This window comes from Dactylosporangium sp. NPDC051087 (assembly GCF_055586325.1).
The window spans coordinates 335,309-354,786 of sequence record NZ_JBVJIJ010000011.1; the positions used below are offsets into that span (position 1 = coordinate 335,309).

At 69.4% G+C, this 19,478-nt stretch carries 17 protein-coding genes; 14 read left to right on the forward strand and 3 right to left on the reverse strand.

Going from position 1 to position 19,478, the window contains the following annotated elements; translation table 11 throughout:
* Nucleotides 1–73: 73 nt before the first annotated feature.
* Nucleotides 74–622 carry a dihydrofolate reductase family protein gene (locus tag ACZ6TV_RS22995; RefSeq protein WP_465299259.1) on the reverse strand — a complete coding sequence of 183 codons (549 nt, stop codon included), beginning with the start codon at nt 620–622 and terminating at the stop codon, nt 74–76.
* Between the two features lie 820 nt (nt 623–1,442).
* Here ACZ6TV_RS22995 and dpgA point away from each other — a divergent pair.
* From dpgA to ACZ6TV_RS23010, 3 genes are all read left to right on the forward strand, one after another.
* Nucleotides 1,443–2,585 (forward strand): 3,5-dihydroxyphenylacetyl-CoA synthase DpgA, encoded by a 1,143-nt coding sequence (dpgA, locus tag ACZ6TV_RS23000; protein ID WP_465299260.1) that lies wholly within the window; start codon nt 1,443–1,445, stop codon nt 2,583–2,585.
* Nucleotides 2,579–3,325 (forward strand): enoyl-CoA-hydratase DpgB, encoded by a 747-nt coding sequence (gene dpgB, locus ACZ6TV_RS23005; RefSeq protein WP_465299261.1) that lies wholly within the window; start codon nt 2,579–2,581, stop codon nt 3,323–3,325. Before dpgA ends, dpgB begins: the two co-directional genes overlap by 7 nt.
* Before the next feature lie 228 nt (nt 3,326–3,553).
* On the forward strand, nt 3,554–4,027 hold the full coding sequence (locus ACZ6TV_RS23010) for an acyl-CoA thioesterase (protein ID WP_465299262.1): 474 nt from the start codon (nt 3,554–3,556) through the stop codon (nt 4,025–4,027).
* Nucleotides 4,028–4,047: 20 nt separating this feature from the next.
* On the opposite strand, the gene ACZ6TV_RS23015 is transcribed toward ACZ6TV_RS23010, so the two are convergent.
* Together ACZ6TV_RS23015 and ACZ6TV_RS23020 are read right to left on the reverse strand one after the other, a co-directional pair.
* Nucleotides 4,048–4,854 carry an AfsR/SARP family transcriptional regulator gene (locus ACZ6TV_RS23015; RefSeq protein WP_465299263.1) on the reverse strand — a complete coding sequence of 269 codons (807 nt, stop codon included), beginning with the start codon at nt 4,852–4,854 and terminating at the stop codon, nt 4,048–4,050.
* Between the two features lie 193 nt (nt 4,855–5,047).
* Nucleotides 5,048–5,908 carry a MaoC family dehydratase gene (locus ACZ6TV_RS23020; protein ID WP_465299264.1) on the reverse strand — a complete coding sequence of 287 codons (861 nt, stop codon included), beginning with the start codon at nt 5,906–5,908 and terminating at the stop codon, nt 5,048–5,050.
* Between the two features lie 42 nt (nt 5,909–5,950).
* Here ACZ6TV_RS23020 and ACZ6TV_RS23025 point away from each other — a divergent pair, with 42 nt between their 5' ends.
* The 11 genes from ACZ6TV_RS23025 (at nt 5,951) to ACZ6TV_RS23075 (ending at nt 18,943) form a co-directional block, all read left to right on the forward strand.
* A complete protein-coding gene (locus tag ACZ6TV_RS23025; protein ID WP_465299265.1) occupies nt 5,951–6,925 on the forward strand; it encodes an alpha/beta fold hydrolase in 975 nt (324 codons plus the stop codon).
* Between the two features lie 270 nt (nt 6,926–7,195).
* Nucleotides 7,196–7,522, forward strand: coding sequence for a phosphopantetheine-binding protein (locus tag ACZ6TV_RS23030; protein WP_465299266.1), 327 nt, complete (start codon nt 7,196–7,198; stop codon nt 7,520–7,522).
* 52 nt (nt 7,523–7,574) lie between these two features.
* Nucleotides 7,575–8,945, forward strand: a complete 1,371-nt coding sequence (locus ACZ6TV_RS23035) for a condensation domain-containing protein (RefSeq protein ID WP_465299267.1) — start codon at nt 7,575–7,577, stop codon at nt 8,943–8,945.
* Nucleotides 8,946–9,419: 474 nt separating this feature from the next.
* Nucleotides 9,420–10,601 carry an acyl-CoA dehydrogenase family protein gene (locus tag ACZ6TV_RS23040; RefSeq protein WP_465299268.1) on the forward strand — a complete coding sequence of 394 codons (1,182 nt, stop codon included), beginning with the start codon at nt 9,420–9,422 and terminating at the stop codon, nt 10,599–10,601.
* A gap of 315 nt (nt 10,602–10,916) precedes the next feature.
* On the forward strand, nt 10,917–12,113 hold the full coding sequence (locus tag ACZ6TV_RS23045; RefSeq protein WP_465299269.1) for an MFS transporter: 1,197 nt from the start codon (nt 10,917–10,919) through the stop codon (nt 12,111–12,113).
* Nucleotides 12,114–12,750: 637 nt separating this feature from the next.
* Nucleotides 12,751–14,361, forward strand: coding sequence for an FAD-binding oxidoreductase (locus tag ACZ6TV_RS23050; protein WP_465299270.1), 1,611 nt, complete (start codon nt 12,751–12,753; stop codon nt 14,359–14,361).
* Between the two features lie 176 nt (nt 14,362–14,537).
* The gene (locus ACZ6TV_RS23055) at nt 14,538–15,563 is read left to right on the forward strand and encodes an IS630 family transposase (protein WP_465299286.1); all 1,026 of its coding nucleotides are present in this window, start codon (nt 14,538–14,540) and stop codon (nt 15,561–15,563) included.
* 94 nt (nt 15,564–15,657) lie between these two features.
* Entirely contained in the window at nt 15,658–16,209 is a 552-nt protein-coding gene (locus ACZ6TV_RS23060; protein ID WP_465299271.1) for a dihydrofolate reductase family protein, read from the forward strand.
* Nucleotides 16,210–16,763: 554 nt separating this feature from the next.
* The gene (locus ACZ6TV_RS23065) at nt 16,764–16,928 is read left to right on the forward strand and encodes a hypothetical protein (RefSeq protein ID WP_465299272.1); all 165 of its coding nucleotides are present in this window, start codon (nt 16,764–16,766) and stop codon (nt 16,926–16,928) included.
* 30 nt (nt 16,929–16,958) lie between these two features.
* A complete protein-coding gene (locus ACZ6TV_RS23070; RefSeq protein ID WP_465299273.1) occupies nt 16,959–18,128 on the forward strand; it encodes an epoxide hydrolase family protein in 1,170 nt (389 codons plus the stop codon).
* Entirely contained in the window at nt 18,125–18,943 is an 819-nt protein-coding gene (locus ACZ6TV_RS23075) for an SAM-dependent methyltransferase (RefSeq protein WP_465299274.1), read from the forward strand. The genes ACZ6TV_RS23070 and ACZ6TV_RS23075 overlap by 4 nt, the downstream gene beginning before the upstream one ends.
* The last annotated feature ends 535 nt before the right edge of the window (nt 18,944–19,478 follow it).

A 19,478-nucleotide genomic window follows, 5' to 3' on the forward strand; every position in this document is an offset into this window, starting at 1 on the left:
CGCCGGCCACGAACGCCCGACCGCTCCCGCACGGGACCGCGGTGCCGATCCCATACCGAACGCTGCCGGAGGTCTACCTTCTCGGCTCGTACCGCATCGCGACGACACCCGACCTGAACTCCGTCTTGCCCACGAACTTCAGGTCGATCGGCTTCGCCAGCCCTTCGAACAGGGCCGGTCCGTGGCCGACCAGCCTGGGCGCGACCGCGAACTCGTATTCGTCGATCAGGTCCAGCTCCGCCAGCGCGGTCCCGAGCTTCAGGCTCCCCACGAACAACCCGTTGCCGGGCTCCTGCTTGAGCCGCTCGACGGCCTTCCCCAGATCGCCGCGCAGGATCTCGGCATTCCAGTCGGCCTTCTCCAGCGTGCTCGACACGACATACTTCTTTGCCGCGCCGATCGTCCGGATGAAGAATTCCGTCGATTCATCCCTCGTCCCCGGCTCGACCGGCGGCCGCCATGCCGCCTCCATCATCTCGTAGGTGACCCTGCCGAAGAGGACCGCATCGGCACGAGCCATGTTCTCGGCATAGTGGCGATGGATTTCCTCGCCCCCGGGCATTTCGCGATGGTCGCAACATCCGTCCAGAGCGACGTTGATGGAGAACCGAAGAGGTCGCATTGCGTCAGGGTACCATCGCGCGCCGGGCCGCCGAGCCAGGTCAATACGTGGTCGTGCCGGCCGCGCCTTCGAAATGATCTTTCGATCGATATGAGGAAATCTCCGATTCGCTCGCCGCCGGCAGGAGAAACGGACCGCGCACCGACGGCGTCGGCATACGTGCGCGGCCACCAGCTCGACGCCGGCCGTCGCCCCCTGTCACCCGGACCTCGCCGACGGCCGGCAGCTCGGCCGCGGGTGGCAGGCCCTGGCCGAGCCGGACAGGCATTTCGGCGTCGCGGCACACACCGCCGCGCCGGTGCCCCGCGGGCCCTCGATGCCGGGCACCCGCGGCTCCACGCCCGTCGCCCATGCCGTCGCGCACGAGCCGGCCGCGTGCGCAGGGGCCCGGCCTCGAGCAGGCAGACCTTGACGTCGGGAACCGCGCCACCGTCGACAATCACGTGCTCATACGTTCGCTCGTCCCTGCCTCCGGTCGATTCGCCTCCAGCGGAATCGCCGGATTCGATGCTGAACGGCGGTGCACAGCGCGGCATATTCGCGCTTGCCTGAACCGCGGGGCGCACAAACGTGTGTCATCGAGGCGACGGCACGGCACAGCGGAAGATGCCCGCCGTGGCGGACGCATCGACGATGGCTGCGACGCGACGCTCGGGCAACTTCCAAGATGTGGACGCCGCTTCTCGGGCCCATCGTCAGCTTACGAGCGCAGGTGCGACCTTGACCGAAAGGCGACGGGTGGCACGGATGCGGTCACCGGTGCACGGCTGTCCAGCTACCCAGGCACCGGCAGAGATGGAGAGGAATCATGCACTTGCCAATGACCGTCGACGTTGCCAAGAATCGGATGACAAGTGGTCGGACGCTGGCGGCAGACTCTCCGTGGTTCCCGTCCAGCCCGTATGCCTCCTCGATAGCCGGCGTGGGCTCGGCCGTGTCGTCCACGTCCTTCTCGCAGGAAGACGTGCTGGACGCCCTCGACATCTCCGATCCACGAATACGCTCGATCTTCCTCAACAGCGCGATCCAGCGCCGTTTCCTGACCCTGCCGCCGCTGGCGGATGACGGCACCCGGTCACCGGAGGCGCAGGGAGATCTGCTCGACAAGCACAAGGCGCTGGCCGTGGACATGGGCGTGCGCGCGCTCCAAGCATGCCTGGACAACGCCGGTGCGTCGATATCCGACATCCGCTATCTGTGCTGCGTCACGTCAACCGGATTCCTCACGCCGGGGATCAGCGCCCTGCTCATTCGGGAGCTGGGGATCGACCGTCACTGCGCTCGCACGGACGTCGTCGGGATGGGCTGCAACGCGGGGCTCAACGCGATGAACGCGGTGTCGAGCTGGGCGTTGGCCAACCCCGGCGAGCTTGCCGTGATGGTGTGCACGGAGGCCTGCTCGGCCGCGTACGCACTGGACTCGACGATGCGGACCGCCGTGGTGAACAGCTTGTTCGGCGACGGCGCCGCGGCGCTCGCGGTCGTCGCCGGCCCAGGGGCCGGCGCCCTGGGCAAACCTGAGCGGCCCCGCATTCTCAAGTTCGCCAGCTGCCTCATTCCAGAGGCACTGGAGGCCATGCGTTACGACTGGGACAGCACACAGAACCGGTTCAGCTTCTTCCTCGACCCGCAGGTGCCTTATGTCATCGGTGCTCACGCGGAGCTCGTGGTGGACCGGTTGCTGGCCAAGACCGGCCTGCTCCGCAGTGACATCGCACACTGGCTGGTGCACTCCGGCGGCAAGAAAGTCATCGATGCCGTGATGGTAAATCTGGGATTGAGCCGATACGACGTCCGGCACACCACCGGGGTCCTGCGTGACTACGGCAACCTGTCGAGCGGCTCGTTCCTCTTTTCGTTTGAACGTCTCCAGCAGGAGCAAGTCACCGCCCCGGGCGATTACGGAGTACTCATGACCATGGGTCCAGGTTCCACGATCGAGACGGCGCTGATCCAGTGGTGACGGCGGAAACAGTCCGCACCGGCCGGAACGACCATCATGCCGCCGGTGCCGTGGACAGTGCGCGAGGTGACATCGAGCTTCGCATCGATGGCTCGAAACCACTGACGATGGCGTGCGTCTCCGCGATGGAGACGATCTGCGCGGCGGTCGAGTCGGTCGAGGGCACGACCATGCTTCCCGTGTATGTGTCCGGTACGCCTGACGCAGGCTGGGTGCACCACTTGGACGTGGCGTTGGTGACCAAATGGGAGCGTTCGCTGCGCCGCCTCGAGCGTCTCGGCGTCACGACCGTCGCGATCGCCTCCGGTGACTGCGGGGGCGTGGCTCTGGATGCCCTGCTGGCCACGGACTATCGCATCGCAACGCCGGACGTCCGCATGTCCCTGCCGACGGACGGGGAGGCGACCTGGCCGGGCATGGCGATCTTCCGGCTCGCGCAGCAGGCCGGCGGGACGCGTATGCGCCGGGCGATCCTCTTCGGCACTGCGATCGATGCGTCCGAAGCCGTCGACCTGGGCCTCATCGACGAGCTGGCCGAGGATCCGGCTCATGCGCTGGCCGCCGCGGCCGCGAGGACGAGCGCACTGTCGGGCACCGAGCTGGCCATCCGCCGGCAGCTGATGTTCGATGCCGTGACGACCAGCTTCGAGGAGGCCCTGGGCCGCCACCTCGCCGCCTGCGACCGGGCGCTGCGGCGGTCAGCCGCCGCAGCGGCCACCTCCGGCTCAGGGACGACCTGAGCCGTGTTCGGTCCGTGTCCGCCGGCGGCCGGCCGTCCGCCGGCGTGACATCGATCGACAAGGAGCGAGGTCTCCGGTACCTGCGTGTCGGCCAAGACGCACCAGGTACCGGAGACCTCGTGGGCGTGAGCAAGGCCCGAGATGAACGTGAGCAAGGCCCGAGATGAAATCGGACGAAATCAGTCGCATCTTGGTCACATGTGGACGCGGACGTGACGGAGGCGGCCAGTGCGAAAGCAGTACTACGAATACCGGCACGTCGTGGGTTTCGACGAGACCGACCTCGTCGGCAACGTCTACCACGCCAATTACGAGCGCTGGCAGGGCCGGTGCCGCGAGATGTTCCTGCTCGAGCACGCTCCTCCGAGCGGGCTCGACGAGCTCCGGGGCCTGGAGTTGTCCACGGTCGAGTCCGAGTGCGAATACCTGGTCGAGCTTTCCGCGTTCGACGAGGTGTCCATCAGGATGCGGGTGGAGGAGGTGACGCCGACCTGGATGGGCTTCGCCTTCGACTACGTACGGGTGCGCGAGGGCGTGGAGAAGCTGATCGCCCGGGGCCGTCAGCGGGTGGCGTGCCTGCGCGGCGTGAACGGCGTCGCGGCGCCGGCCCGGGTACCGGCGGACCTTGAGGCGGCGTTGAAGACATACACGGTCGCCCCCGTCACCTCCTCCATGGTCACCGGTACCGGCGGCCGGGCGTAAACCGTTCCACGACCCGATCTCTACGACCCGAGCCAGGCCGGTTCGGCGTCCGGTTCCCCGGCCAGGATCGTCCGGTGGAGCTGCTGCAGCCGCGGGCCCGGCTCGACCCCCAGTTCGTCCCGGAGCACGGTGCGGATCCGGCGGAACTCCTCCAGTGCCCGCCCGGAACGACCGGACCGGTACAGGGCGGTCATCTGCAGCGCGCTGAAGTTCTCGTTCATCGGGTTTCTCATCACCAGCATCGCCAGCTCCCCCAGCAGGTCCGCGTGACGGCGGAGGGCGAGGTCGGCCTCGATCCGGCGTTCCAGCACGCCGAGCCTGGTCTCCTCGAGCGCGGCCACGTCCGCCGCGAGGATCCGGCCGACCGGTACATCCACCAGGACCGGTCCCCGCCAGAGCGCCAGCGCGTCGCCCAGCAGCCGGGCGGTGGCGGCCGGATCTCCCGTTTCCGCCGTCCGGCGGCCCTCCCGCACGAGGTGGCCGAACTCCGCCACGTCGGTCCGGCACAGTCGCGCGTCCATCTGGTAACCGGAGTGCCTGGTGTTGAGCAGCCGCCGTGCCCAGCTGGTGTCCCCCGCGGCCTTCGCCAGCTTGGCTCTCAACTGGGATATGTAGGTCTGCAGGGTGGTGGCGAAGCTGCGCGGCGGCCTGTCCCCCCAGAGTTCCTCGATGAACGTCTGGGTGGTGACCACCCGGCCGGCGTGGAGGGCGAGCAGCACGAGGATCTGGCGCTGCTTCGGCGCGCTCGGCATCACCGGACGGTGATTCAGATGCACGGACAGCGGGCCCAGCATCTGGAAGACGACTTTTCCGGATTCCTCGTTCATCTCGCAGCTCCAAGGGGCGGGCACCGGGGGATTTGCCGTTGCTTGAGCTTGCCTTGAGCGGAACCCGAGCTTCCAGAGACCCCGTCACGCCCTGACGGTGAAAAAATCACGCCGTCGCCATGATTTGCGACATGTACCGCCGTCAATGCGTCATCGCGGAGGACGAATCGATGCGCGGATCGCGTCCACGGGTTCACGGCACCGAGGGGCCGCGATACCTCAGCCGGCCGCGGTCGATCACCACGGTCCCGTCCTCCTTGGCGGTCCGGAACGAGGCGGTGCCGTCGTCATCGCGCCAGATCGAGACGATCAGCGATTCACCCGGCGTCACGGGAGCGGTGAACCGGCCCGACATCGCGATGAACCTCGCCGGATCGGAGTCGCACAGCTCGTGCAGCAGCGCCCGCCCGGTGAAGCCGTAGGTGCACGGACCATGCAGGATCGGCCGGCTGAAACCGCCTCGTGCGGCGACCGCCGGATCGGCGTGCAGCGGGTTCCGGTCACCGGAGAGCCGGTAGAGCAGCGCCTGCTCCGGCCTCGTCCGCTGCACGACCCGGCGGTCGGGGTCCCGGCCGGGCGGCTGCCACGACGCGGAGGCGCCGCCGCCGCCGAACCCTCCCTCGCCCCGGATGAAGAAGCTGTGCCGTGCGGTGACGAGGGGGTCGCCGCCGGCGAGGTCGACCCCGACGCTTTCGAACTCCACCAGCGCGCCCGAGCCCTTGTCGTACATCCCGGTGACGGTCGACGTGACGAGCACCGAGCCGGAGACCGGCAGCGGCCGATGCAGCTCTATGTGCTGCTCGGCCTGCACCAGCATGGCCCGATCGAAGTCACCGAGGCGGCGCGCCGCCGGGGCCCGGGCCAGCAGCACGCCGTAGGTCGGCAGCACCTTCTGCTCGACGCCTTCGCTGTTCTCCGTGGTGAACTCGAGCTCGCGCAGCGGGTCGCCGAGGCCCGCGCCGACACCTATGGCGTACAGCAGCGCGTCCTTCGAGGTCCAGGATCGCTCGTACGGTTTGCCGGGCAGGCCGATGAGACTGTGATCGAGTGACATCACGGCCCTTCGAGTGATCCGCACGCCTTGAGGCGTGTTGGCGTGGTGCCGCGAGCCACCCCACCGTCACAGAACTCCGAGGCCGACCGCGACTCCGGGCTTGCTCACCCGTCTCGCAATCGTGAAGGTGGCCGGTCCGCCCGGCGAGGTGATGATGCCAGTGACTGCTACGTGCGAGGAGGCAAAGTGCGGTGCACTGTGCGGACCCCGGGCGGCGGGCTGCTGGCCGTCGAAGACCGGGGTGATCCGGCCGGCCGGCCGGTCCTGGTCCACCACGGGATACCGAGCTCTCGGCAGGCGGCCTTCTTCGGCCCGTGGGTGCAGGATGCCGCCGGCCTCGGGCTGCGGCTGATCAGCTACGACCGGCCGGGCTACGGCGGATCCTCGGCCCGGCCGGGCCGCGCCGTCGCCGACACCGCCGCCGACGTCCGTGCGATCTGCGCGGAGCTCGGCATCGATCGCCTGGCCACGTGGGGCTTCTCGGGCGGTGGAGCGCACGCGCTCGCGTGTGCCGCCCTGCTCCCGGACCTGGTGACCGCGGCCGCCTCGCTGGCCGGGGCGGCGCCGTTCGACGCCGAAGGCCTTGACTGGTTCGCCGGCCAGCATCGGGATCAGATCGATGAGACCCGCCTATACCTCACCGACGAAGCCGCCGCCCGCAGACAGATGAACGAGGACCGGGAGGACTACCTGGTCGCGTCGGCACGCGAGCCGGTCAGCGCCGGGTTCCACGGATTCGCGATGTTCTGCGCGGGTGCCGGGCTGGCGCCGGGCATCCGGGGATGGTGGGACGACAGGAGCATGCAGCTGCGGCCGTGGGCGTTCGACTGCGCCGACATCGCCGTGCCGGTGCTGCTGATGAACGGCCGGCAGGACATCCTCGTACCGCAGAGCCACGGCGAATGGCTGGCCAAGCGCATTCCGGGCGCCGAGGCGCGGTGGTTCGACACCGGGCACGCGCAGCTGGCACGCGATCGTGTGCCCGAGGTCCATGCCTGGCTGTCTGAACGGATCTAGCCGGCCGTCCGGTCCGGTGCCCGGCGCGTCCTGGGCGGCACACCAGATTCCGGAGACCTCGCCCGTTGTCGCGGCTTCGCGGGAGGCCGGACAGGAACGTCCCGGCGCACCCGGCCGTGTCCCCTGCCCCGCCTCGTGGTGCCACCGCGGCCTGGCACCGACCAGCCACTGATCGAGGCGCGCAATTGCGGAGATGCGTCCGGACAGGCCACCGATCACGTTGGGAGCTGCGACGGATCTGCCGTTCCAGGCTCGCGAATGGAGAAGAACATGAGTCCCAGCTCCACCCAGGCACAGGTCGCCGCGCAGGGCGCTCAGCCGCCGGACGCGGAGCTGCCCGAGCCGGTGTTCGCCAACCCTTCGGCCTACCGGGCTCCCGAAACGCCTCAGCAGGAGACCCTGTGCTCGCTGTTCGCCGAGGCTCTCGGCGTGGCCCAGGTGGGGTTGGACGACAGCTTCTTCGACCTCGGCGGCCAGTCGCTCAACGGCATCCGGCTGGTCAACCTCATCAACAAGACACTCGGGTCGGAGCTGTCGATCGACGAGCTGTTCGACTACCCGACCGTCGCCGACCTGGACGGGTACCTCCAGGGCTGAGCGTGGCGCCAGGCTCCCACATCGCACCCATCGTCACCGGCAGGAGACAGGCATGAGCACAAGCGACGCCAAGGGTCTGGTCGCGACGACCGGAGTGGCTCCGCTGTCCATGAATCAGAAGTTCAACAGCCTCTTCGACAGGGGCGGCGACGACGGTCCGTTCGGTTGCCGCAACCATGTGGTCGTCGGGTGGCGCGTCACCGGGGAACGCCCGATCGACGTCGACGCGCTGCGCGAGGCGCTGCTCGACGTCGTGCGGCGGCACGAGGCGCTCCGGACGCGCATCACCGGGACGGACGGCGATCTGCACCAGGAGATCCTGCCGCCGGGTCCGGTCCAGCTGGACGTCCTCGACCTCCCGGCCGTCGCGGCGGCATCGCGCGCGGAACGGGCGGAGACGCTGATCCACGAGGTCGAGACGGGGACGATGGGCACGCGGGAGGCGCCGTTCCTGCGGGCCGTGCTGGCCCGTTTCGACAGCCAGGACGCCGTGCTGGTGCTGATGGCCCATCACCTCAGCGTGGACGGGCAGTCGATGGCGCTGACCGTTCGCGACCTGGCCCACTACTACGCCGCCCGCACGGGGCACGGCGGTGCGGACCTGCCGGTGGCTCCGCAGTACCGCGAGTACGGCATCTGGGAGAGCGAGGCCGCCGCGTCCGCCGAGGCCCGCGAGTTCTGGCGCCGCCGGCTCGACGGCGCCCGGTTCACCGCGATCCCCACCGACATGCCGCGCTCGGCCGGCCTCGCCGAGTCGACGGCCCGGCACCGCTTTGTGATCCCGGGTGATGTCATGGCCGCCCTCGACCGTATCGCCCGGTCGAACCGCGCCACCCGGTTCATGGTCATCGCCGCTGTCTACAAGCTGTTCGTGCATCGGCTGACCGGCGTCACGGACGTGGTGATGGCGACCTTCACCTCCGGCCGGGGCGGCGGCGGGCAGTTCGACGAGACCGTCGGTACGCTCTACAACTTCGTGCCGCTGCGGACGGACCTCACCGGGTGCACGTCGTACCTGGACGTGCTCCAGCGGGTCCGGCGAACCTGTCTCGAGGCCTTCTCGCACGACATCCCGACGCTGCAGATCTTCGGCGAGGCGCCGCAGCTGATGGAAACGGTCATGACCGACAACGCGACCGCGATGGTGTTCGAGAGCGTCCCGACGGATTTGGTGGCCGACGCACCGGGCGATCTGAGATTCGTGCGCATCACCCGGCTGGTGCGATCGCAGGAACTGGCGTCGGCGATTCCGGACGGCGCGCTCTGGGACGTCAACATCGACCCGTCCGGCGACGGTATCGGCGCCATCGCCTACAAGCGGAATCTCTTCCGCGACGACACCATCGCGTCGATGGCCGAGGAGTTCGGCAGGATAGCGCGCGCCTTCAGCTCGTCGCCCGACGCTTCACCGGGCCTGCTGTGACATCGACGTCGTGCCCGGCGGCCGGCTGGAGACGGGCACCGGCTGCCGGGCGGTACGAGCGCGGACGGCGAAGTCCCGGCCACGGCTTCGCCGGCGCCGGCGCCGGCGACGAGCCGGCCTGAACCCGGGCCCACCACGAGCCACTGCCGCCGGCCGGACAGCTCGCGCCCTTCCTGCGGCACCGGCCGGAGGGCTTGCTCCGCACGCCCGCGAATCGAACATCTCCCCCAATGCGGACTCGACCATTATTCAATCACCGAGATGGATCAATTTTGCGATATCCTGCCACCGGCTGCGCCTGCCCCGGGCAGCAATCGCGGAGGTGCGGAAGATTGCCCGGCTTGAAATATTTTCGGTGCGTGAAAAATTGCCGCCGAGGTCTGCCCGTACCACTCACCAGGCGTAAAGCAACCCCGACCGCCGTGACCATGCGCGCTGACGCATGGCGATGGACGCCCGCTAAGGAGAAAGACGATGGAGATTACCCAAGCACCGCCCAGGGCGGAGCTCGTTCGTCGCGCCTCTGAGCTCGTCCCGCTGCTGCGGGAGAAGGCGCTCTGGATGGACGAGAACCGGCGGCTCCACGACGACGTCATCGACGCGATCACCGACGCCGGACTTCTGAAGATGCGAGTTCCGGCCCGCTACGGCGGCTACGAGTCCGACATGGGCACGGTCGTGAGCGTGCTGGGCGAGCTCGGGCGGGGCGACGGCTCGACCGCGTGGACCGTCGCGGTCTGGTCGATCAGCGCGTGGATGACGGGGCTGTTCCCCGACGAGGTCCAGGACGAGATGTTCGCCTCCCCGGATGTGCGCATCAGCGGGATTCTCAGCCCCGGCGCGATGGCCGTGCCGACCGACGGTGGCTACATCGTCAACGGCAAGTGGTCGTTCAACACCGGGGCGCAGCAGAGCGCGTGGAACACGAACGCGGCGGTCACGCCGACCGAGGACGGCGGCTTCGCGCCGGTCATGGTCGCCGTTCCGATCGCGGACCTGCTGGTCGTCGACGACTGGCACACGTCGGGTCTGCGCGGCTCCGGCAGCATCACCACGATCGCCAAGGACCTCTTCGTCCCGGCGGAGCGGGTGCTGCCGATGGGACCGGTGCTGCAGGGCCAGCACAAGTCCAAGCTGAACGCGAATGCACAGATCTTCAACGCGCCGTTCATGCCCACCGCCTGCGCGACCGTCAGTGCGCCGGCCCTCGGCCTGGCCCTGGCGGCGAAGGACGCCTTCCTCGAGCGGCTGCCCGGCCGCAAGATCACCTACACCAGCTACGAGAACCAGAGCGAGGCGCCGATCACCCATCTCGAGGTCGCCAACGCGATCGTCAAGATCGATGAGGTGGGGTTCCACGCCCACCGCGCGGCGAACCTGCTCGACGCCAAGAGCCGGGCGGGCGAGTTCTGGACGCTCGAGGAGCGGGCGCGCATCCGGCTCGACCTGGGCGCCGCCTGCCAGCGGGCCGAGGAGGCGGTGGACGTCCTGGCCGGTGCCAGCGGCGGCTCCTCCATCTACCGCGACGTCGCGATCCAGCGCATCCGGCGGGACGTGCAGGTGCTGAACCTGCACGCGATCCTGCACCCGAACACCAACCTCGAGCTGTACGGCCGGATCGTCTGCGGCCTGGACTCCAACACGCTCTACATCTAGCTCGGCAGCGAAGCGTGGCCCGTCTCAGCGCCGACGTCCACGAGCGGGCCTCCGCGCGGCGAGTTGAACGGGGCAGGTGAAGTCTCGCACCGGTGAACCCGGGTCCGACCGATCTCGTCGGACTCGGGTCAACACGTGTTCGCCGGTCCGCCTGACGTCCAGGCGATCCCGCGGACGCGTCCGGACCGGGGGCACGCCGAGATCGTCCCAAGAGTGACCGACACAGAAACCGGAGGCGTAGCCGTGCCGCGATTGAACCCGGTTCGAGCAGTCAGCTCCCTGATCCCAGAGTCCGGCCCCAGGCGCGTGTACGCGTTGGCGTTGCTCGTCAACACGTTCGGAACCGGGCTGCTGATGGTCAGCCTGCCGCTGTACCTCATCCGAATCGTGGACCTGTCCGCCACCGAGGTCGGCATCGGCCTGACGATCGCATCGACGGTCACCCTGCTGGTGGGCCTCCCGCTCGGCGACATGGCCGACCGGCGCGGTCCGCTCGAGGTCACCAAGGCGATGCTCCTGGTGCAGTGCGCCGCGACGGTCGGCCTGCTCTTCATCGGCAATTTCGCCGCCTTCGTCGCCGTCGTCACCGTGGAGATGGTGGCCGCGAGGGCGGTCGTCACGGCCGAAGGGGCGCTGCTGCGACGCGTGGCCGACGACAGCGCGGCCGACTTCCGCTCGTTGACCCACGCGATCACGAATGTGGGCTTCTCGCTCGGCTTCGCCGGCAGCGGCATCGCGATCCAGGTCGGCACACCGGCCGCCTACCACGTGGCGATCGTCATCGACGCGCTGACCTTCCTGGGTGCCTGGATGGTGCTGCGCCGCGGCATGCCGCGGTACGACCCGCTGCCGGTTCCGCACACCGCACTGCGCTGGGGCGTGTTGCGCGACAAGCCGTACGTCGCGCACGCGGTGCTGGGCACCGCCTTCAGCCTGCAGTTCAGTGTCCTCCTGCTGCTGCTTCCGATCTGGGTGGTCGATCACACGAACGCCCCGGACTGGTCCGTCTCGGCGTCCCTGGTGATCAACACCATCCTGGTCGTCGCGTTCCAGGTCCGCCTGGGCGGCAAGGTGCAGACGCTCCGGCAGGGTGGGCTCGCCTGGCGGCGGGCCGGGTTGGCCTTCCTGTGCAGCTGCGCCGTGCTGGGCTTCGCGGCCGGGCTGCCCGCCTGGGCCGCGCTGATGATGATCGTGGTGGCCGTCAGCGTGCACACCGTCGGCGAGATCTGGCATCTGGCCGCCGGGTTCGCCCTGAGCATGGGCCTGCCTCCGGCCCACGCGCAGGGTCAGTACGACGGCTTCAGCAGCATCCTCGGCGGGATAGGCGTGGCGGCCGCTCCGGTGCTGCTCCTCGGACCCGTCCTCGACAACGGCCGGACCGGCCTGATCGCACTCGGGGTGTTCTTCGCCTTGACGAGCATGCTCATGCCGGCCGTGGCCCGGTGGGGTGAGCGGACCAGGCCGGCCGCACCGCCCGCGGCCGAGCCGAAGGCCGCCGACACGGCGGCGTGATCCGGGCGGGCGGTCGTCGGCCGGGGGTGGACAGCGCCACCGAAACGCGTCACGCACGTATGGCATCAGCCGCACGTGCGCGACGAGCTCGCGCTCGGCTGGAATTGGGGCCGACAGGAAGGGCTCGACGGGGTCGCAAAGGCGTTGCTACACTCACATCGATAAATGTCAGTGATACACTCCGCTCTATGTATTAGAGGACAATGGATCTGGACTGAATCCCCCATACGGGACGTGCGTCATGCCATCGATCGGACGGCAGCGGACGGTCCACGCCCCACGGCGGCCGCCATCGCCGGAAATCCCCTGCCCACCAGCTCCATGAGCCGGTGGGCGGTGATGTCGGGCAGCCAGGCGACGCCGGGTCGATGACCGGCGCCGGCAAAGCGATCGGCGAGGTCGGCCCAGGCCGCCGTACCGCATTCTTGACATCAACCGTCCGGAACCGTTGACAGCCCGGACCAACACTTCAGCCCCGCGCTCGCCACCGGCTGCAGACACCTGAAACGGCAATGCTCATCACCGCCGGACCGGTGTCTCGTCACGGTGTTCAAATCGTCTGATCCGAAAGCCGTAGCTGCCCTTGTCGGCAAGGCGCGGGCACGCCGTTGGTCTTGAGCACCTGGGGAGACGCGCCATGTCCGAACACACTCGACGTCAGGTGCTGCGCACCGCCGCAGCGGCCGTCGGGCTGGCCGCCGCGCAGACCGTCGTCGCGCCGGCAGCCGCTGTCGGCAGCCCTCCGGCCGGCGGTGCCGCCGGCGGCTGCCCGCCCCCTTTGGGGCCGGTGACCGTGACCCCGACCGACGTCCGCTACCCGGAACTGGTCCGCGGGCGCAACCAGCGATATGTGGCCAGCCCGGACTACGTACGCGTGGTCGGCTCCACCCAGCAGGTCGTCCAGGCGGTGTCCGACGCGGTCCGGGCCGGTAAGCGGGTGGTGGTCCGCAGCGGCGGGCACTGCTTCTCCGACTTCGTCGACAACCCGGCCGTCAAGGTCATCATCGACCTGGCCGGGATGACGCAGGTCTACTTCGACCCGGCCCGCAACGCCTTCGCCGTCGAGGCCGGCGCGACCCTGGCCGAGGTGTACCGCCGGCTGTTCTACGGCTGGGGCGTCACCGTGCCGGGCGGCTGGTGCCCGATGGTCGGCGTCGGCGGGCACATCACCGGCGGTGGATACGGCGTGCTGTCCCGCGAGTACGGCCTCGTCGTCGATCACCTCGACGCCGTGGAAGTGGTGGTGGTCGACCGGCACGGCCGGGTCAAGACCGTGGTCGCCACCCGGAACCCGGCCGATCCCAACCACGACCTGTGGTGGGCACACACCGGCGGCGGCGGCGGGAACTTCGGCATCGTCACCCGGTACTGGCTGCGGACACCCGGCGTCACCGGCACCGATCCCGGCACCCTGCTGCCGCCGGCGCCGGCCACCATCCTCGACTTCTCCTGCGGTTGGTCGTGGGACGGGATGGACGAGCAGAAGTTCGCCCGGCTGGCACGCAACTACGGCCAGTGGTGCGAGGAGAATGCCGCGCCGGGACTGGCCAACAGCCGGATCTACAGCGCGCTGGACCTGCAGCGCCGGCAGAACGGTGCGCACGCATTGTTCGGCCAGGTCTTCGGTCCGGACGCCGAGCGGCTGCTGGACGACTTCATCGCCGCGATCAGCGACGGCGTGGGTCCGCCGCAGGACGTCCGCAAGGACTGGAAGCCCTGGATGACCGCCGTGCTGGGCAGCGCGGACGACTCCGGGATCTTCCGGTTCCGGATGAAGTCCGGCTACCTGCGGTCCCGGTTCACCGAGACCCAGGTCTCGACGATCTACCGGCAGCTCACCCAGCCGGGTGACGAGGGCCTGCTGGTCGGCTCGGTCGGCCTGGGCAGCTACGGCGGAAAGATCAACACCGTGCCGTCGGCGGCCACGGCGACGGCCACCCGCGACGCCGTCATCATCGTGTCGTACCTGGCGGCGTGGATCGACCCGGCGTTGGACGCGGCGCACGACGCCTGGCTCCGCGACTTCTACCGCAACGTGTACGCCGGCACCGGCGGCGTGCCCGACCCGCTGGACGGCGCCTACATCAACTACCCGGACAACGACCTCGCCGACCCGGCCTTCAACCGGTCAGGCGTCCCCTGGTCCACCCTGTACTACAAGGGCAACTACCCCCGCCTGCGGCGGGTCAAGGCCGCCTACGATCCCTTGGACGTGTTCCACCACGCGCTCGCCGTGCGGCCCGTCTGACAGCGGCCGGGCCGCCGGGGTGGCGAAGCCGTCTTCACGGCCGAGCAGGGCGCACAGGTGGAAGACGGTGACACCCTGACAGAGGTAGAACACCCCGAACGGCGACATCGGCGTGCTCGGTGTGGCACGGTTTCTTGATTCTGTTGTCCGTACGTGATGTGGGTGTGGCTGGGCCGGTGGAGTTGACGGCGGACGAGCAGGCCGAGCTTCGAGCGCTGATCAAGAGCGGTGAGGTGTCGGCGGCGGTCGGAAAGCGGGCGCGGATCGTGTTGTGGCACGCCGAGGGCCGCCCGAAGAAGGACATCGCCTTCTTGGCGGGGGTGTCGCGGCCGACGGTGGATCTGTGGCTGGGCCGGTACGCGGCGGACGGCGCCGCCGGGCTGCTCGCTCAGCGGCCGGGTGGGCCGAGGGAGCAGGTCCCGGCCCGGGTCAAGGCCCGGGTCCTGGCGCTCACGGGGGCGACCCCACCTTCCGAGACGGGGCTGTCGCATTGGTCCAGCCGCCAGATGGCCGCCTATGTCACTCGCACCGAGCAGGTGCCGGTGTCGCATCACTGGGTGGCCAAGCTGTGGCGCGAGCACGGCCTCAAACCGCATCGGTCCGGCACGTTCAAACTCAGTAAGGATCCGGCCTTCGCCGCGAAGGTGTACGACATCGTCGGTCTCTACCTGGATCCGCCCGGCGGCGCCGTCGTGCTCAGCTGCGACGAGGAGACCCAGATCCAAGCGTCCGACCGGACCTGGCCGCCGCTGCCGATCGAGTTCGACCACAGCGGGAAACGCACCCGCGAATGCCGGCCCTCCCGCAGCGGGCCGGCGTTCCTGGCCTTCCTGAGGAAAACCGTGGCTCCGCACTGCGGGCGCGAGGTGCATGTGGTGCTGGACAACCTGTCCGCCCGCACCACCCCCGACGTCCAGGCATGGCTGGAAGCGAACCCGCACGTGCACCTCCACTTCACCCCCGAGGGCTCCAGCTGGGTGAACCAGATCGAGGCATGGTTCGGGATCGTCACCAGACAGGCGATCCGGCGCGGGACCTTCTCCTCTGTCCAGGTCCTGATCCGATCCATCCGCGACTACATCGCGGCCCGCAACGCCGACCCCAGCGCGTTCCAGTGGACAGCGACCGCCGACGAAGTCCTTGCGAAGGTCCAACTTGTCCGGACCAACATCAAACAACTCGTCGACAACGACGCGAAGTAAACCCAACAGAATCACGAAACGCTACCGCTTCTTGATCTACTGTCGAGGCGCGTCCAAACGCTTGCAATCCACCATCGGTTGCTATGCTCGTGCGATGCGCCCACTTCGTTATTCGATCCACGTCACTCTGGACGGATGCTGCGACCATGCCGCTATGGACGGCGACCTGGAGATGCATCGCCGCGGAGCGGAAAGTCTCGCCCAGGCGGATGCTCTTATTTTCGGCCGGGTCACCTACGAGATGATGGAGTCGGCTTGGCGCCCCATGGCGGCCAATCCAGGATCACTCCCGGAAGAGACGAAATTCTTCGCCCAGACGATCGACAAGGCGAAGAAGTACGTCGTCTCGAGTTCACTCGAGAAGGTGGACTGGAACGCTGAGATTTTGCATGGCGATCTGGGTCAGGCCGTCGAGAAGCTCAAGGAGAGCCCCGGCGACGGCTTGTTCGTGGGCGGCGTGAAGCTCCCGCGAGCCCTCGCCGAGCTCAACCTGATCGACGAATACGAATTGGTGGTCCACCCCCGCCTGGCGGGGCGCGGTCCTTACCTGTTCAACGGTATGCCGAAGCCGCGCGATGTGAAGTTCACGGGCAAGACGGACTGGAACTCGGGCGCGACGGCGATGCGATACGAGCCGGTAAGGTAAGACGAGAAAATCCGCCGGCGCCGGCACGCGATCACGTGCCGGCGCCGGCGGACCTGTATCCGGGGCGCCGCGGGCCGAGCGGATGCACCTTCTCGGCGCCGCTGAGCGCACGTCCGATGGTGCTCGGGTTCCTGCCGCGTCACGTCCCGCTCTCCGGAGGTTCGGTCAGGAACCCAGGATCGTCCGGGTCCGGCCGGCGGCGCACCTCTCACGTTGCCGCGAGACCGGCCGCGATCGCGGAGATGTGGCGCGGCGGGTTACCGAACACGTCGGGAGCTGTCGCCCGCGCCCGCGGACGGAGAACAGCCACTACCTCGACGACCACACCGCATGGGCGCCGCCCCGGTCGGTTCGCCCGGTGACACACACACACAAAGAAGTCCGCCTCCGCGAGCGTCTCGTGGGGGCGGACTTTTCTTCGTGGCCTCATGCCGTCCCGCCGCGTTTCCCCAGCACAGCGGAAGGTGCCCGGCCCGTCGCGTTCTCCGATGCTGGCTTTGGCCGCTGGCTCGGCCCGGGGTTCACGGTCCGCGCAGTGAGGACGAGATCAGGACATGGCCGTCGCCGCCATCCGGTTCCGCGCCCTGGCCGACCAGCTCACGAAGTCCGCGGTGCCGTCGCCGGTCCAGCTCATCGACGAGCCGGCGACCCTGCTCCGCCCCGCCGGATCCCGCGCACGTCGCGGCGATCCGGCGGCCCCTCCCCCGCGCCGCTCATAGCGGCTCACGACTGATTCCGGAGGTTGCCGGATGCGTCCGTTCCGCATCAAGTTCCCGCAGTCCGACCTCGACGATCTGGCCCGTCGTCTCGACCACACCCGCTGGCCGGACGAGATCCCCGGCGTCGGCTGGGACCGCGGTGTGCCGCTGGACTACGTGAAGGAGCTGGCCGGCTACTGGCGGACCCAGTTCGACTGGCGGGCGGTCGAGGCCCGGCTGAACGCGTACCCGCACCATCTCACCGAGATCGACGGCACGACCGTGCACTTCATGCACGTCCGGTCGGTCGAGGCCGGGGCCATGCCGCTCCTGCTGACCCACGGCTGGCCGGGGACGGTGGCCGAGTTCCTGGACGTCATCGGCCCGCTGGTCGATCCGGTCGCGCACGGCGGCGACCCGGCCGACGCGTTCCACCTTGTCATCCCGTCGATCCCCGGCTACGGCTTCTCGGGCCCGACCGGGGAGACCGGCTGGGACACCGGCCGGGTGGCCGGCGCCTGGAAAGAGCTGATGCACCGCCTCGGCTACGAGCGTTACGCCGTGCAGGGCGGGGACTGGGGCTCGCCGATCTCGCTGCGGCTCGGCCTGGCCGACCCCGAACACGTCGCCGGCGTGCACATCAACATGTGCGTGGCGCTCCCGCCGCCCGACCCGGCGGCGATGGACGGCCTGGACGACGCCGACCTGGCCCGGCTCGACTTCGGCCTGCGGTTCATCCAGGACGGCATGGGATGGCAGAAGATCCAGTCGACGCGGCCGCAGACCCTGGCCTACTCGCTGACCGACTCGCCGGTGGGGCAGCTGGCCTGGATCGCCGAGAAGTACAAGGAATGGACCGACTCGGCGAAGGTGCCGGAGGACGCGGTGAGCCGCGACCACATCCTCACCGCCGTCACCATCTACTGGCTGACCGCCACGGCCGGCTCCAGCGCCCAGTTCTACTACGAGTCGTCCCACGTGGACGCCGACTTCGTCCGCACCTGGGCCGGACCGTGGCCGCTGACCATGCCGGTCGCCGTCGCGTCGTTCCCGCGGGACGCCGTGCGGCCGGTCCGCCGGTTCGCCGAGTTGATCCTCCCGACGCTCAGCCAGTGGACCGAGTTCGACCGCGGCGGGCACTTCCCGGCCCTGGAACAGCCCGACCTGCTGGTCGGCGACATCCGCCGGTTCGCCCGCTCGCTGAGGGAGGTCACGCGATGAACGTCGCCGACATGGGCCGGCACTACGACGAGCGGTCGCCGATCGAGGCCGAGTTCCGCGACGGCCAGGTCCACATGTACTACTGGTACGACCGGGAGGACCGCGCGACGCTTCCCGAGGCGGTCGAGCGGATCAGCCGCAAGGTGACCGACACGCTCGGCCTGCGGGCCGGCGAACACCTGCTGGACGCGGGCTGTGGCACCGGCAAGACGGCGGTGGCGCTGGCCCAGCAGTTCGGCGTCCGGGTCACCGGCGTCACGGTCAGCGCGTTCGAGGTCGACCAGGCGAACGAGCGGGCCGCGGCGAGCGGCGTCGGCGGCCTCGCCCGCTTCGAGTACGGCGACTACACGCGGCTGGGTTACCCGGACGGCACGTTCGACGCGGTGCTGGCGCTGGATTCGCTGCAGAACGCACCGGACCTCGACCAGGTGCTGCGCGAGCTGTTCCGGGTGCTGCGCCCGGGCGGCCGGCTCTCACTGTCCGACTTCAGCCGCGAGGCGGACGGCGACCCGCGGCGCCTGGCCGCGTTCATGGCCAGCCTGAAGCTGACCGCGCTGCCGTCGCTGGCCGAATGGACCGAGCGGGTGCGGGCGGCCGGCTTCGAGGTCGAGGAGTACACCCAGTGCGGTCCCCGGGTCTACGGCCGGAAGGCGAAGTTCCTGGATGCCGCGATGGCGCGGCGAGCCGAGGTGGTCGCGAAGTTCGGCGAGGACGCCGTCGCCAGCTTCTCGCGGAGCATGATGGGATTCTTCGCGGCGCGCAGCGACCAGGTCGGGTACGTCATCGTGTCCGCCCGCAGGCCGTACCCACGCTGAGTCGCCGGTGCCCCGTCCCGGCGTGGGCCGGGACGGGCGCACCCATGCGCGCAGAAGCTGACGGCCGGCAGGTCCGGGCCGCACCCGGACCCGCCCGCGTACGTGCTGCACCGTCATCGGACCGGCATCATGCGGCCGCCTGACGTACGGGCCCACCGAGACCTCGATGTACGCCGTGCGCGACCGGCCGCCGCGGGAACCGCAGCCGTCGGTCGTGCCGGTCGGCCGCCCGCGCCGGCGTTGCCGCGCGGCGACGCTGCCTGGCCGGCCCCGGTCGCCGGGACGAGCCGGCGCGACGGCCGGGGTAGGCAAGGTCGAAGTGGGCAGGCCCGGCCCGGCCGGGTGACAGTGAGACTCGCCCGTGACCTGGTCACCACCTACGCAGGGATGGATCATCAATGACCGCGAACACAGACACCGCCGAACGTCACGCCTCCGCCCCGCCCGAGCCGGGTTTGACCGGGGATGAGGTGGTGGCGCGTGCTGAGGCGATGGTTCCTGAGCTTGTTGAGCGGCAGGCTGAGACGGAGGAGCG